At 53.4% G+C, this 15998-nt stretch carries 9 protein-coding genes; 6 read left to right on the forward strand and 3 right to left on the reverse strand.

Translation table 11 applies throughout. The features are described from left to right. From ACKI61_RS06000 to ACKI61_RS06015, 4 genes are all read left to right on the forward strand, one after another. Nucleotides 1-424 (forward strand): carbohydrate-binding protein (locus ACKI61_RS06000; protein ID WP_407456855.1); only part of this gene is annotated, 424 nt, incomplete at its 5' end. A gap of 210 nt (nt 425-634) precedes the next feature. Further along, complete coding sequence (locus ACKI61_RS06005; RefSeq protein WP_407456856.1) at nt 635-3331, forward strand: beta-L-arabinofuranosidase domain-containing protein; 2697 nt, start codon at nt 635-637, stop codon at nt 3329-3331. Between the two features lie 216 nt (nt 3332-3547). Further along, complete coding sequence (locus tag ACKI61_RS06010; protein WP_407456857.1) at nt 3548-5188, forward strand: carbohydrate-binding protein; 1641 nt, start codon at nt 3548-3550, stop codon at nt 5186-5188. Nucleotides 5189-5305: 117 nt separating this feature from the next. Beyond that, nucleotides 5306-7918 (forward strand): carbohydrate-binding protein, encoded by a 2613-nt coding sequence (locus tag ACKI61_RS06015; RefSeq protein ID WP_407456858.1) that lies wholly within the window; start codon nt 5306-5308, stop codon nt 7916-7918. Nucleotides 7919-7988: 70 nt separating this feature from the next. On the opposite strand, the gene ACKI61_RS06020 is transcribed toward ACKI61_RS06015, so the two are convergent. The 3 genes from ACKI61_RS06020 to ACKI61_RS06030 all read right to left on the reverse strand — a co-directional run bounded on the left by ACKI61_RS06020 (nt 7989) and on the right by ACKI61_RS06030 (nt 9898). Further along, entirely contained in the window at nt 7989-8471 is a 483-nt protein-coding gene (locus tag ACKI61_RS06020) for a hypothetical protein (RefSeq protein ID WP_407456859.1), read from the reverse strand. A gap of 64 nt (nt 8472-8535) precedes the next feature. Beyond that, on the reverse strand, nt 8536-9141 hold the full coding sequence (locus ACKI61_RS06025; RefSeq protein WP_407456860.1) for a hypothetical protein: 606 nt from the start codon (nt 9139-9141) through the stop codon (nt 8536-8538). A 133-nt stretch (nt 9142-9274) separates the two neighbouring features. Further along, nucleotides 9275-9898, reverse strand: a complete 624-nt coding sequence (locus ACKI61_RS06030; RefSeq protein WP_407456861.1) for a hypothetical protein — start codon at nt 9896-9898, stop codon at nt 9275-9277. A gap of 312 nt (nt 9899-10210) precedes the next feature. Between ACKI61_RS06030 and ACKI61_RS06035 the strand changes: the two genes are divergently transcribed. Then, the gene (locus ACKI61_RS06035) at nt 10211-12280 is read left to right on the forward strand and encodes a family 43 glycosylhydrolase (protein ID WP_407456862.1); all 2070 of its coding nucleotides are present in this window, start codon (nt 10211-10213) and stop codon (nt 12278-12280) included. 102 nt (nt 12281-12382) lie between these two features. Then, nucleotides 12383-15865, forward strand: coding sequence for a glycoside hydrolase family 2 TIM barrel-domain containing protein (locus tag ACKI61_RS06040; protein ID WP_407456863.1), 3483 nt, complete (start codon nt 12383-12385; stop codon nt 15863-15865). Nucleotides 15866-15998 lie beyond the last annotated feature (133 nt).

Consider the following 15998-nt stretch of genomic DNA (forward strand, 5'->3'; position numbering starts at 1 on the left):
CGAATACACAGTGAAGGTGGCCTCGACGGGAACTTACACGATGAACGCTTCTGTGGCTTCTGCGAACAGCACTTCTAGCTTCAAGCTCTCCATGGACGGCAAGGATATCACCGAAGAAATTGCGGTGCCTGCGGCAACCTCGGGTGAAGAAAACTACGACGAATACAATACGGTTGAAGCCGAAGTGAGCCTGACCGAGGGCGAACACATTCTCCGCTTCACGGTTACCGGCGACTGGATGGACATTGACTGGATAAAGTTCAGCGAACCGGGGAGCACCGAACCGGGTACGGATGCAATCCGCCAGGTAATGCCTGCCGTTCGTGGCGATGCCTCTGCGCCGCGCCTTGTCAAGAAGGGCAATACGCTCTTTGTCGAGAAGAACGGCATGCGTTTCGACCTGACCGGCCACCGCCTCCGCTAACGTCATCCCCGCGAAGGCGGGGATCTTGTAAAAGTTCCTCCTAACAAAAAGCGTCTCGCTAGCAATAGCGGGGCGTTTTTTTTGTTGGAAATTTTTACATCGGGGCTTTTGAATTTTTAGCAAAAGTGTTTTGTGTAAGGGGGTGTTTTTTGCCGTGCCGCGAATCTAATTTTTATGATGATGCATGGTATAGGGAAAGGATGGTACAAGATGTTTGGTATTAAGACGAAGCGGCTCGCCGCCATTACCTTCGCTGCGATGTGCGGATTGTTTTCACAGGGGTTCTCGCAGGATTTGCTTTACCCCGACATGTTCGCGCTGAGCGATGTGCAGCTCCTTGACGGGGTTCTGAAGGAACGTCAAGACCTGAATGCGGAAACGCTGCTAGCCTATGATGTAGACCGCCTGCTTGCGCCGTTCTACGAAGAGGCGGGAATGCGCCCGAAGGCATCCAAGTTCCCGAACTGGGCGGGCCTCGACGGCCACGTGCTGGGCCATTACCTGAGCGCCTTGGCCATGCACTATGCAGATAACGACGATATCATGATAAAGGAACGTCTGGAGTATATCCTGAACGAGCTCAAGACCATCCAGGACCAGAATTCCAAGGACGCGAACTTTGTGGGCTATATCAGCGGCGTGCCGAACGGGAAGCAGATGTGGCTCAAGATGAAGAACGGCGATGCCGGTGCGCAGAATGGCTATTGGGTCCCCTGGTACAACATCCACAAGCTTTACGCGGGCTTGCGTGATGCATACGTGTATGCGGGCTACGAACAGGCGAAGACGATGTTCCTCAAGCTCTGTGACTGGGGCATAACCATCACGAACGGCCTGAACGATTCCAAGATGCAGCAGATGCTCGGTACTGAACATGGCGGCATGCCCGAAGTCTATGCCGATGCGTATTACCTCACGAAAAACGAGAAGTACCTGAATGCGGCGAAGAAATGGTCTCACCAATGGCTCTTGAACCCGATGTCGCAGGGCAATGACAACCTCACGAACGTGCACGCGAATACGCAGGTTCCGAAGGTGGTGGGTTTTGCCCGCATTGCGGAACTTTCCGGCGATCAGAACTACAAGAAGGGTTCCGATTTCTTCTGGCAGACTGTCGTGAACAAGAGAAGCATCGCGATTGGCGGCAACAGCATTTCGGAACATTTCCCGGCGCTCAATAACCACAAGAAGTTTGTGGAGGAGCGCGAAGGCCCGGAATCTTGCAACACCTACAACATGCTCAAGCTGACCGAGCGCCTGTTCAACATGAAGCACGATGCGCACTACGCCGATTTTTACGAGCGGGCGCTTTTTAACCATATCCTTTCGACAATCCACCCGAAGCATGGCGGCTACGTGTACTTTACGCCCGCGCGCCCGCGCCATTACCGCGTGTATTCCAAGGTGAATGCAGGCATGTGGTGCTGTGTGGGTTCGGGCATGGAGAACCCCGCGAAGTACAACCAGTTTATCTACACTAAGGATAAATCTAGTTTGTATGTAAACCTGTTTGCGGCTTCGCTTTTGAACTGGAAGGATAAAGGCGTGAAAATTAAGCAGGAAACGGCCTTCCCGAAGGGCGAATCCTCCAAGTTCACGATTACGGGTAGCGGCGATTTCGATATGCAGATTCGCCACCCGTACTGGGTCAAGGAAGGCGAGTTCAAGGTTATCGTGAACGGCGATACCGTCGTGAAGAAGTCCGACCCGTCGAGCTATGTGTCTGCGGGTAAGTCCTGGAAGTCCGGCGACGTGATTGAGGTCCTTTACCCGATGTACACGCATACCGAGGACTTGCCGGGCGTGAGCGACTACGTGGCGCTTATGCATGGCCCCATCGTGCTTTCTGCAAAGACGGGAACGGCGAACCTGAACGGCCTCGTTGCCGATGACGGACGCTGGAGCCATATTGCCTCGGGTGCGCTCGAATCCCTGGATCAGGCCCCCATGCTTGCGAGCAAGAAGGAAGATATCCCCTCGAAGGTGGAAAGCGTGAAGGGAGAACCCCTGCACTTCAAGGCGCCCTATCTGTTTGCCGCCAAGAAGGATGCAAACCTGTTGCTGGAGCCGTTCTACGAGGTGCACGATGCCCGCTACATGATGTACTGGATGGTGCTTACCGACCCCTCCGTTCTGGAACGCCTGAAAAAGGAACAGGAAGAGGCCCTCGCGCTTGACGAGAAGACGGTTGACAAGGTGGCACCCGGCGAGCAGCAGCCTGAAGTGGACCATAAGATGAAAATCGAGAATTCCACGTCGGGAACGGCGAATGGGGAATTCTACCGCGATGCGGGCAAGTGCAGTGGCGGCGACGGCGGCCTCATCAGCTATGAATTCGAGACGAACAGCGAGGATTCCCTGAGCCTCATGGTGCGCTACTGGGGCAACGAGGGCTGCACCCGCATATTCGATATCGATATCGATGGCGAGAAACTTACGACCGAGACGATTTCGAATCGCTGGAACAAGAACGAGTTCGTGAACGTGATTTACCCGATTCCGGACAATATGGTGAAGGGCAAGAAGATTGTGCGCATCTCGTTTACGGCGACTTCCGGCATGGTGGGTGGCATCTATGGCGTGCGATTGCTCCGCAACAAGCCGAAGCCCGAAGTGCAGGATACCGTGCCGACGATTGCCGCACCCGCGAGAATGCCTGCACGCCCCGACTTGAAGGCGCGCGTGATGGGCGACGAACTGCAGATTGCCTCCGGAGCGTTGCTTTCGCAGGGCCTCACTGCGAGAATCTATGCGATGAACGGCCGTCTGGTAAAAACCGAGGCGCTACCGGCGGGGCAGTCCAGCTTCAGTATCGGGATTGGTGACATGAAAAATGGCATGTATATCCTCAAGATTCAGCGCGATGGATATAGTTTCGCCAGCACGATATTCCGCAAAGACCGTTAACAGGAATTGTCATCCCCGCGCAGAGCGGTTAGTGGGCACTTGCAATTTATTGCTTATGTGCCCACAATCCTCGGAACGGGGAGGATCTCTCTGCTTGAACAGGTTGGTCAGATTGTGTTTGTCGTTGACATCTTGTCCACGCAAATGGCAACGAAGAGGGTTCCATTCCGTATTTTTTAGAGGTATTTTTTTAATTGGTGATATGAGGATGATTGTATGAAGACAAGAGTTCTATTGGCTTCTGTTTTGGCGCTAGCGGCAAGTTCCTTCGCCGTCACGAGCCAGTTTCGTGGCGTAAACTGGGCGGACAAGCGTGACAATTTCGTGTCTGACGTGCTTGTGCTTTCGGGCATGAGCCTTTCGGACAATTACCAGTCTGCATCCGTAGTGGCGGACCGCGTTATCGGGCAGTTCCAGGAACTGTTCGGTACCAACAGCGTGCGAATTCCGGTGAACGAACCCACGGTTCTCAAGTTCTGGGATACCTACACGGGCGTTATCGACATGGGCCTTTCCAAGGGCCGTATCGTGATGGGTTACTGGGGCCCTGCACAGCCCTCCGGCCCCAAGAACATGGACGACTGGTGGAGCATGTGGGCGAGAATCGTCGAAAAATACGGCGACCACCCGAATGCCTACTTTGAAATTTTCAACGAACCGCACATGTACAACAAGAGCCAACTGCGCGACCTTTATGCCCAATGGCTCGATAAATTCCCGGATGTACCGCGCGACCACATTCTGCTGGACGGCTCCGGCATGGCGCAGAACGTGCCCGACATTGCCGACGACCCGCGTTTCGAGGGTTGCCTTTTCGCGGTGCACGAATACACCTTCTGGAACATGAGCATCACCACCGAGCAGGGCTGGAAGAACAGCTTCAAGGGCAAGGTGGGCAAGTACGCCGACCGCACCGTGTGTACGGAATGGGGCGGCGCGATGGCTCCCGGCGACAAGGCCGGCGTGCATTACGACTACATGGACTACAATTCCACCCCGACAAACTACTTCATGGCTTACATCCGTGGCATGAGCGATCAGTTGCGCGAATGGGAAATGGGCAGTTTCTACTGGCCGGGCCTGCGCGATGGTGACTGGTACAGCATGACTAAGCGCACCGGTGAAGGCGCTAACATCAAGCTTGAAATCGTGAACCAGTCGGGCGTAGACCGCATGAAGATGGCCTGGGCCGATACGGTCGAGACGACTCCGCTCGTGCGCGAGACGTATAACGGCGAACCTGCGGCGATTCCGGGCGTAATCGAAGCCGAAAATTATGATAAGGGCGGCAACCGCTTCAGTTTCTATGACAAGGATGCTGCCAACAAGGGCGAGACCTACCGCGAAGATGCCGTAGATGTCGTTACCCTCGATGGCGCGACCTGCAACGACTCTGCCTGCAAGGGCTATGCCGTCGGGTACACCGAAGCGGGCGAGTGGCTCGAATACAGCGTGAAGGTCGCTGCAAGCGGCAAGTATGCAATCCGCGCGAACGTGGCGACCGCGTCCGAGACCTCGAAAATCCAACTGTTTGTCGATGGTGAGGCGATTGGCGATACGGTGACTTTCGAGAAGGTCGATACCACATGGAATGTGTATAAGGAAGTCGATGTCGGTGTCGCGAACCTTACTGCGGGCGAACACATCCTGAAACTTGCCATTGCGGGTAGTTACGTGAACGTGGACTGGCTCAAGTTCTGCGAAGGCGAGGCCTGCGAGGCGACTACGGGAATCCGTGAAATCATGCCCGCATCCGTTACCAAGACTTCGGCCCCGCGCCTCCGCAAGCAGGGCGGCCAGCTGTTTGTCGAAAGGAACGGCATGCGCTTCGACTTGACCGGACACCGCATCAAGTAAACCATTGATAAGTTGTCAACGAGAACTCCCTTAAAGGGGGTTCTTTTTTTACATGCAAATGGTAATTTTCGGGATAGGGATTCCCCCTTGGTGTAAAAACGGGAAAAAGAGGAAATTATGGGAACGAAGTCGTTACTGTCCTTCTGTTTGGTGATGTCGGGCATGTCTCTTGCCGCGACGCAGGCAACCTTCTATGTGGCCCCCTCGGGCAACGATGCAGCCGCGGGTACTAAAGAAGCTCCCTTCAAGACGATTACGCAGGCCCAAAAGGCCGTGCGCGCCATTAACGGCTCCATGACGGGCGACATCGAAGTCATTCTTCGCGAGGGCACCTATGTGCTTCCGTCTACGGTCAATTTCACGGAAGCCGATGGCGGCAAGGACGGTCACTACGTGCGTTACAAGGCCGCTGAAGGTGAACGCCCGCTGATTACCGGCGGTATGCAGATTACCGGCTGGACTCTGCACGACGAAGCGAACAACATTTGGAAAGCCGAAGGCGTCGAAGGCCGTTTTCGCCAGCTTTACGTGAACAACCGTAAGGCCGTTCGCGCATGCTTCCCCAATGTGATTGCAGCAAACGAAAAGGGTAACGGCGGCTTTGACCACGATTTCGTGCGCCTCACGAAGGTGGACTCTACGGGCCGCGCCTTCGATGTCTCCGCCGACTACATCAAGAATATCAAGAACATCGAAGATGTCGAAATCCATCTGATGATCGCCTGGTCCGAAAACATCCTGCGTCTTGAAAAAGCCCAGGTGAACGGTGGTACCGCAAAGCTCATTCCCAAGGATCCTGAACGCACCAAGCTGTTCCATCGCGCATACCCGATGCTCGGTACCGCCTTCATGAGCAATCCGCCCAAGCAGCAGGTCTTTTATCTGGAAAACTCCTACGACTTGATTGACGCTCCGGGTGAATGGTACCTGGACGAAAAGAATCAAACGCTTTATTACAAGCCCCGTGAAGGCGAAAGCATGGCGACTGCCCACGTGGTTGCACCCCGCCTCAATACTTTGTTCAGCGTCTTGGGTAAAGATACCAAGAACAAGGTGGGCTATATGTCTTTCGAAGGCCTGACCTTTGCCCATTCCAACTATACTCGCCCGAGCGAAGAGGGCTTCTTGGATTTGCAGGCGGCAAACTTCAACGTGGATGTCCTTCCGGATCCGGGTCGCGGAAACTGGGAAAAGCTGAACAGTAACAAGTATTTGCTGTGGCGCCCCGATGCGGCGTTCCGCGTAGAAAATGCCCATCATTTTTTGGTGCAGGGTAACGTGTTCTCGCAAATTGCGGCCACGGGCCTGGACTTTGTCTCTGGTACCAACGACGACATGATTCAGGGCAACGCCTTCTTCGAAATCGGTGCTGCGGGCATTATGCTTGGCAAGTTCTATCAGGACTCTACGACCGAAATCCATATCGCCTACAACCCGAGTGACAAGGACGAAATCAGCACCCGCGACACGGTCAAGAACAACCTGATCACCAACGTGACGAATGAGCATCAGGGGGCCGTAGGTATTGGCGCAGGTTACCCGCGCTATGTGGTGATTGAACACAACGAAGTCTCTTACACGTATTACTCCGGCATTTCCATTGGCTTTGGCTGGACAAAGGATCAGACTGCCATGACCAATAACCATGTGAACTGGAACGAGATTCACCACATTGCCCGCCTGCTTTGTGACTCGGGCCCGATTTACACGCTCTCGAACCAGGGTACCGGTAGCGAAATCCAGCACAACTACATTCACGATAACGGAACCTCCAAGTGGGCCGACTACTGGAATGTGCCCATCTACCTGGACGAAGGCTCCAGCGGCTTTACCGTGAAAGAGAACGTGTTCAAGAATTCTCCCTCGGGCGTGGGCCAAAACCAGGCCGGCCAGAATACGTTGCAACAGGATGGTAACTACTACAGCGAAAATGTCGTGAATAATGCCGGTATCGAGAAGGAATTCCGCTACATCCGTGACATCAAGGAAATTCCTTTGGCAGACTTCAGCAACACTGTGGCGCAGGCCCCCTACAAGGTGCAGTTCAGCATTCCGGGTGCCGTTCAGGCCGAAGACTACGATGAAGGCGGACAGAGCGTCTCGTTCAACGACAAGGACTTCGTGAACGAAGGTAAAGTCTACCGCGAAGATGGCGTGGATGTTGTCGGTGTGGAATGCTCCGACTCTGCCGCTACCCAGGATTGCAAGGGCTATGCCGTTGGTTATACGCAGGCAGGCGAATGGCTTGAATACAGCGTGAATGTGATTCTTGCGAGCAAGTACGTGTTCCGCGCTCATGTGGCTAATGGACTTGAAGGGGGAAGTTTCCGCCTGTTCCTCGACGGCAAGGCGATTTCCGACACGATTGCGGTGCCGCAAACCGAAGATTGGAATACCTACGGCGATGTGGAAGGTGAAACTGTTGAACTCGAAAAGGGCGACCATGTGCTGCGAATCCTCTTCACGGGAAGCTACACGAATGTCGACTGGATGCAGTTTGCTCTCACCAAGGATGAACTTACGGGCATTAGGCATGTCACTTACAATGTGAACTTTATGCCTAGTGCAGATCGCTCACTCAAGGTTTACGGCGCAAATGGACGGCTCTTTGGTCGCGTCGAATACCGCGCGGGGATTTCGCTCACCGAAACCCTGAAGGAGGCGGGCTTTGCTAAGGGAATCTACCTGGTGCGTGGCCCCGGCAAGACGCTCCGCGTGCAGGTAAAGTAACGACGTCTGAATTGCTAGGGGCTGGTTCGGAGATGCCTTAAGCAAAAAAGCGGGTCTGTAACCCGCTTTTTTAGTTGGAATTTTTTGTGGTGTCTGCGGGGCATTTCTCGCGGACCTTTGTCCAGTAGGTTGTATCGGAGAAAGCGAGCCTTTGGGTGTTCATGTTCACGGAGCCGATAACCGTTGTGTGGTAGATTGTGTCTACGACGGGGTCGTTGCTCGTCAGTTCCCGGATTTTTTCGGGAGTTTCGTCCCCTGTCAAGAAAAGGCGGCAACCGCGTCGGATCTGTTTTTCGAAGACCAGGGTCGAATCGCCGTCGCGTTTTGTGAGAATGGGCATCATGTATTCGGTGATTTCCCAGGGCATGTAGTTGTCGGGGCAGCGCCCGACGACGTCGGCGATGACTTTTTTGCCAGCTTCTTCTTCGTCTATGCTGATGGAGAGGAATATGTAGCCGACAAAACTGCCGACGATCAAGCCGACTAGGCCCCAGAAAGCGTAGAACCAGACGTTTGTCAGGGTGCTCTTGATGGCCGAGAGGATAAGTTTCATGGTATAGCTCCTATATGTGCCGAGGGTAGCCTCGGCATTGATTGGCTGGTGTTATGTGATAGGACTAGGCGAGTAGTCCGAGAACCAAGAAGAAAATGAACAGCGGCAGAATGAAAATCCACACGCCCTGGAAATAGCCTTCTAAATCGGAGTCGCTCATGGTGGAATGGTCTATGAGCGAAATGACCAGATACCAGAGCCCGATATAGCCCCATACGGTATGGCCGCCCGCCCAGATGACGCGGAGCAGTATGAATCCGAGGGTGAACCCGACAATTGTCGGGGCGACGCTGGTTAAGGTGTGCTGCATTGCTTGAATGAACCATGGGCCGCGGGGGCAGTAGCTGATGTGCCCGAGTCTTTCGCCGTCGTTTTCGAACATGCAGATTTCATTGACTTCGGCGCCGGTGATGACTGCAAAGCAGAGGTGCGACATCTCATGCACGAATGTTCCAGGGAAGGTGACGAAGTTGACAAAGAAATAGGCGAAGTCGTGGTTGAGCGTCTTCAAAAGCTCAATCTGCAGGCGTTCCAGCCCAAAAAGTACCAACCCTGCAATCACGGGGGCGATAATGGCGACTAAGGTCAAAATGGAGCTGATTCCTGCCAGTGCCCCGATGCCATTTCCCCAGCCGAACCATGCGATAACCTGCTGCATCATGGATGTCATAGGCGGTTGTCTCCTGCGTTAAAAATCAATGTCGCCAGTTTCTTCTTCGGAATACTCGTTCGCTTCCATCTTGAAAAATGTAAGTACTGAAACCTCTTGTTGGCAACACTGTATTATCGTTTTTTTTGGGGGATTATCTCCATGTTTCGTTTTTGTTGTAGCTTCCGCTGCGGAGCTGTATATGCAGGTGTTCGTTCGCCTTGCCGATGTCTTCGTGGAGTACGGTGAATCGCTTGCCTAGCTGTTCTGAAACATAGGCGGCGACTTGTTTGCGTCTGGCAAGATTGCCTACATCCTTGATGCGAAAATCGACAGCGGCACCGGAGTAGTGGGCCGATTTTTCTGTATGACCTTCATAGTCATCGGCGCTGGTGATGAGGGGCGTGAAGTCGTCGTCATTGAGCGCTTCGTGATATGCTGCGGCAACAATCAGTATGGCGGTGTCTAGCTCCGGGCGGAGTGTCCTGAGATTTACGCCGGGCTTTTGCCGCGTCACGTTGTAGATTTCCTCGTGAATGTCTTTTTGTAGCTCGTTTCGGTATCGTTCCACTTTTTGTTCTAGGACTTTCTCGGAATGTATTTTCCGTGGCATGTCGGGCCCGTGGTCTGTAAAGAGCCAACAGACAAAAGCCAAGCCGGCGATAACGAGTGCAACGGGTAGCAGCATCATGAAGATTTTTGCTGCCACGACAATGACCGCAATAGCGATGGCGAGTATTATTCCGCCTACAATGATTGTTCCGATAAGGTCTGCCATACTAATTGTATTATCGACTTGACCGGGGGTTTTGTCAAAGAAAAACGGCAATTTTTTTGAGTCCCGTTGACAAGAAATCAATAATTTGTGTTTGGTTCGTTGGTTTGGACTGCTTTGAAGCCCTCCTGCTGCAAGGGATCTACATTGCGGTTGTCAAGAGCGGTAACCTGCAAAAAACGCTCAAAATCAAGGCATATTGATAACTTGTCCACGCGAAATGCCTTTTTGCGTGGAGTTTTACTCTTTTTCGGGGCTAATTTTAGAAGGGTGAGTTATAAAAATCGCTCCGGTGGGGGCGTAAAGGGATGTTATATGATGTTTGCGAAGGGTATTAAGGCGGCTGTCGCCTTGGTTGGTTTCGGGCTTTGCACGCAGGCAATGGCCGAAAATCCGCTTATCCAGACATATTATTCTCCGGACCCGGCGCCTGTCGTGTTCGGCGATACGCTTTGCACCTATTCCGGCAACGATGAGGGCGGTAGCTTCTTCACGATGCATGGCTGGCGCGTATCCTGCACCACGGATATGGTGAACTGGACCGACATGAACACCCTTATTTTGGAAGCGGGTGACTTTAACGGTTCTGCCAAGAAAAACGGCGACTGGGCTTCTCAATGCATTCGCCGCAATGACAAGTACTATTATTACGTGACCGTGGAATCTACCCGCGGCGGCCGCGCCGTCAACGTAGCTGTGTCCGACAAGAAGGAAGGCCCCTTCAAGGATGCCTTGAACGGCAAGCACCTGGCGGGCCCCAACTGGGACTACATCGACCCCACCGTGTTTATTGACGACGATGGACAGGCATGGCTCTACTGGGGTAACCCGAAGCTCTATTACTGCCCCCTCAAGGAGAACATGATTGAATGCGCAAGCGAAATCAAGGTCTCCGATATGAGCACCTTTAACGGCAAGTATACCGAAGGCCCGTGGATTCACAAGCGCGGCAAGAAGTATTACGTGATTTACGCTGCCGGTGGCATTCCAGAATCCATTGACTATTCCTGGAGCGATTCTCCGACGGGCCCCTGGACTTACAAGGGCGTCATTATGCCGAGTAGCGAACCGGGTGCCGCGTTCACCGTCCACTCCGGCATTGTCGACTTTAAGGGTCGCAGCTTCTTCTTCTACCATAACCAGAAGAACGTGAAGGGCGGCGGCTACAGCCGTTCTACCGCCATCGAGGAATTCACCTGGAATGCCGACGGTACCATTCCCACTATCCGCGCCACCAACAATGGCGTCGTAAAACCTATCAAGAACCTTGACCCGTTCGTGCGCGTGGAAGCCGAAACCAAGGCCTGGGTGGGCGGCATGACTGTCAATACGTCGGGCGGCTACACCATCATCGAGCATGTCGGTGCTGAATATGGCAATGTTTTCCTCACCAAGATGAACAGTGGATTCTACACCAAGGTGCGCTCTGTGGACATGGGCGACGGTGCCGACCGCATTATCGTTTGCACCAGGGGTAACGGCGGTAAGCTTGAACTCCATGCCGGTTCCGAAAACGGCGCTCTCCTTGCATCCATGGATATCCCTTCAAGTTCTGCTTGGGAAGAACATACCTTCGATGTGACCGATGCTGCTGGCGTCGACGATCTGTTCTTTGTGGTAAAGCAGGGCGGGTTCGATTTCGACTACTGGTACATGGAAAGCGAAAAGACTGCTGTTCCGCAGACGCCTTACAAGGGCACTGCCGCTACGGTTCCGGGCAAGATCGAGGCTGAAAACTACGACGAAGGCGGCCACAACAAGGCCTTCTACGACAATGACCGCGAAAACCAGGGCAAGGTCTACCGCGAAGACGAAGTCGACGTGGTGGACATTAGCGATTCCAAGTGCGGGGACGCGGCCTGCACGGGTTATGCCATCGGTTACACGCAAGAAAACGAATGGGTCGAATACACCATCAATGTCGCCGCTGACGCCAAGTACGATATCACGGCAAATGTAGCGACCGCCTTCGAAACATCAGCGCTGCAGCTGTTCATTGACGACAAGGAAATCACGGAATCGGTTGTTGCCCCGAAGGTCGATAGTGTATGGACTACGTACAAGGTAATAGACGTGGGTTCCGTGGATCTCAAGAAGGGCGAACATGTGCTCAAACTCTTGATTACCGGCGGTTACTTGAACGTGGACTGGATTCAGTTTACCGATCCGAATAATCCGAATATGGCGATTTCTCGCACCGTGCACATGGAACCGCATGCGAGTGCGTCATTCAATGTGTTCGGTGTGACGGGTAAGTTCCTCGGACGCGTCGAAAATACGGGCGCGAACATGGCCGCAACCCTTAAAAATGCTGGGTTTGCAAACGGCATGTACATTTTGCGCTTCGTCGGTCTGAACAAGACTCTCCGCGTGCAAGTGAAGTAAACAAGCGTTGACAACTTGTCAATGAGAACTCCCTAGGGGGAGTTCTTTTTTGTTGTATAAAAGATATTTTTTTATTGGTGTGGATGATTAAGTGAGGTTGTTATGAAAAACTTCTTGGTTTCGTCTGCTGTTTCGTGCGCAGCGTTATTTGCCGCATTTGCGACTTCCGCAAGTGCGCAACCCAATGACGAGTGGAATGGCAAGCCGCGTATTTTTGCGGTGAATGCGCTGACTCCGCATGTGACATCCATGCCGTATACGACGGTCAAGGAAGCCGTGAAGGGCGACCGCCACGCTTCTGAATGGTACCAGAGCCTTTCGGGCAAGTGGAAATTCTACCACGTCGACAAACCCGCCCAGCGCAATAACGACTTTTACAAGGACAACTACGATGTCTCCGGCTGGGACGAAATTCCGGTGCCGTCTTCTTGGCAGCTGCTGGGTTACGACCATCCGATTTATACCAATGTGATTTATCCGTGGTCGCAGAACAACCGCGTTTCTGCACCTTACGCTCCAACTGACTTTAACCCGGTGGGTCATTACCGCCGCAATTTTACCGTCCCCGAAAAGTGGGCCGGCAAGCGTATCCGCCTGCATTTTGAAGGTGTGGAATCCGCTTACTATGTATGGGTGAACGGCAACTATGTCGGCTACGCCGAAGATTCCTTTACCGGTCACGAATTCGACATCAACAAGTACCTGCGCAAGGGTGAAAACAATGTTTCGGTGCAGGTTTTCCGCTGGTGCGACGGTTCCTGGCTTGAAGACCAGGACTTTATCCGCCTTTCGGGTATCATGCGCGATGTGTATATTTACGCCGTGCCCGAAGTGCACATACAGGATTTCCAGATCGATGCGACTCTTACCAACAATTATACCGACGGTTTGCTGAAAACGACGGCGTGGATTTATAACTCTACGGGCTCTGCCTCGGGAGACTATACCATAGAACTTTCCCTGTACAACGACAAAGGAACCGAAGTCATTTCCCCGTCGGCACAGAAGGTTTCTGGCATCGGCTCGAAGGGCGAAAAGAGCGTGCACTTTGAATTGCCGATTACAAAACCGGACCGCTGGTCTGCCGAAACTCCGAACCTGTATACCGCAGTGCTTGCCATCAAGGACGGTAGCGGCAAGATAATCCAGGTCGAGAGTAATAAAATTGGCTTTAGAAAAATTGAAATCAAGAAGGACAACGGGGCTCCGCGTCTGTTTGTAAACGGCATGCCGGTAAAATTCCACGGCGTGAACCGCCACGAACTCGACCCGGATAACGGCCGCGCTGTGACCTACGAGCGCATGGAACAGGACATCATCTTGATGAAGCGTTTCAACATCAACGCGCTCCGTATGTCGCATTACCCGAACAATCCGGTGATGTACGATCTTTGCGACAAGTACGGTATCTACGTGATTGACGAGGCGAATGTGGAAAGCCACGGCGCCAACAGCGAACTTCCGAAAAATAGCGACGATTGGCGCGCCCCGGTGGTAGACCGCTTGAATACCATGGTGCAGCGTGACAAGAACCACCCCTGCATTATCTTGTGGTCTTTGGGGAACGAAGCCGGTAACGGTAACGTGTTTGCCTCTGAACGCGAACGCGCCCACCAGATTGACTCTACCCGTTACGTGCATTACGAAGGCGACAACAACAATGCCGATGTGACAAGCCAGATGTACTGGGGCTACGACTACATCGCCGGTTACAAGGATGCGAACAAGCCCGTGATGCTCTGCGAATACGAACACGCCATGGGTAACTCCGTGGGCGACCTGCAGGAATACATGGACGCCTTCTACGGCAACCCGCGCGCTTTCGGCGGCTTCATTTGGGACTTTATCGACCAGGGCCTGCACCACAAGGGAACCCCGTATTGGGAATTCGGCGGCATGTGGGGCGACTGGCAGAACGACGACAACTTCTGCGCGAACGGCCTCGTGTTCCCGGATAGAAAGATCCAGCCCGAAATGTGGGAAATCAAGTATCAATACAGCCAGCTTCGCGTAAAAAATGTTGATGCGGCAAAGGGCAAGATTGAAATTGAAAACCGTTACCTCTTCAAGAACCTGGGCGATTTCCTCGATGCTTACTGGCAAATTAGGGAAGATGGCAAGGTCATCAACGGAGGTAAGCTGAATGGTTCGCAGATGAACATTGGCCCGAACCAGAAAAAGGAAGTGACTATCGAGATGCCGAAAATCGAAACCAAGATCGGCGCCGAATACTTCCTGGATATCGATTTCCGCTTGAAGAACGACGAACTTTGGGCTAAGGCGGGCCATAGCGTCGGTCACGAACAGTTCGGTATCAACTTGGGTCAGCTCTGGTCCACCGAAGTGGATATCAGCACCGTAGGAACCCACAGGGTGATTAAGGGCAGCGGCGAACTCACGCTCGAAGGCAAGGATTTCAAGATTCGCTTCGACGAAAATGCGGGAACGCTTGCAAGCTACGTGCTCGATGGCGATACCATCATCAAGAACGGCGGCATTCCGAACTTCTGGCGTGCACCGACCGATAACGACAAGGGCTTCAATATGGAAAAGGGCCACGGCGAATGGCGCAAGGCGAGCCAGAAACGCAACGTGTCCTCCGAAGTCAAGGAAGTCTCCGCTAACGAAACCCAGGTGACCTTCAATTTCAGCTTCCCCGATGTGGGTAGCTCCAAGATGAAGCTGACCTACTTCGTTTACGGCAGCGGCGATATCGTGGTGGAATACACCTTCAATCCGGACGGCTCCAAGAGCTATCTCCCGAATGTAGGTACGCTCTTTACGGTGCCGCAGGGCTACGAAAAAGTCCGCTGGTTTGGACGCGGCCCCGACGAAAACTATATGGGCCGTAATCGCGGAAGCTTCATGGGCATCTACTCGACGCTCGTGGATTCGATGACGGTCATGTACATGGAAATCGGCGAAACTGGCCAGCGCACCGACGTCAAGTGGGCGACCCTCACCAACAACGACGGCAAGGGACTCATGATCGTGGGCAACCCGCGCCTGGAATTCAACGCGCAGCATTACACCCCCGAACAGCTTACCAACGTAAAGCTTCCGTGGGAACTCAAGCGCGACAAGGATATTACGCTCCGCGTGGACTTGCACCAGATGGGCCTCGGTGGCATCAACTCTTGGGGTGCTGAACCTCTCAATGCCTACCGCCTGAACGCAAACCGCGAGTACTCCCACAAGTTCCGCATTGCCCCGATTCGTAAACAGCTGAATGACCCGACCGAATACTCCTTGCTCGGCTTCAGGAACTTTGGCTGGAACGACTTGGCGCCTGCGGCATACCCGGGTGACAAGATTTACGAGAACCAGCCCGAAAAGGATGTCGCAGAAACGGCAGACAAGGATCCTAATGGTACAGACGCGGTAAAGCCGCTCGTCTTCAGGACACCGGATTCGTATGCGCCGCGCAGCTACAACGTGTTCGATATGCAGGGGCGTCTCGTAGCCAGGTTTACGACCGTGGGCATCGAAGACCTGCAGGCGAAAACGGCTGCTGCCGTGAACCGCTCCGGCACTTACCTAGTGCGCTCCAAGTCCGGCAAGACTTTCCGCATCAACGTGCGCTAAGAAACTCCACACCCCATGCATGAACGCCCCGGCTTTGGCCGGGGCGTTTTACAAGAAGGGTTTGCTATTGAAGTTTTGACAAAAGTGTTTTATGAAGGATCTGAAAAAAGGAATTTTTTGGGTGTATCTTTAA

It is taken from the genome of Fibrobacter sp. (assembly GCF_045601785.1).
Taxonomy (GTDB): domain Bacteria; phylum Fibrobacterota; class Fibrobacteria; order Fibrobacterales; family Fibrobacteraceae; genus Fibrobacter.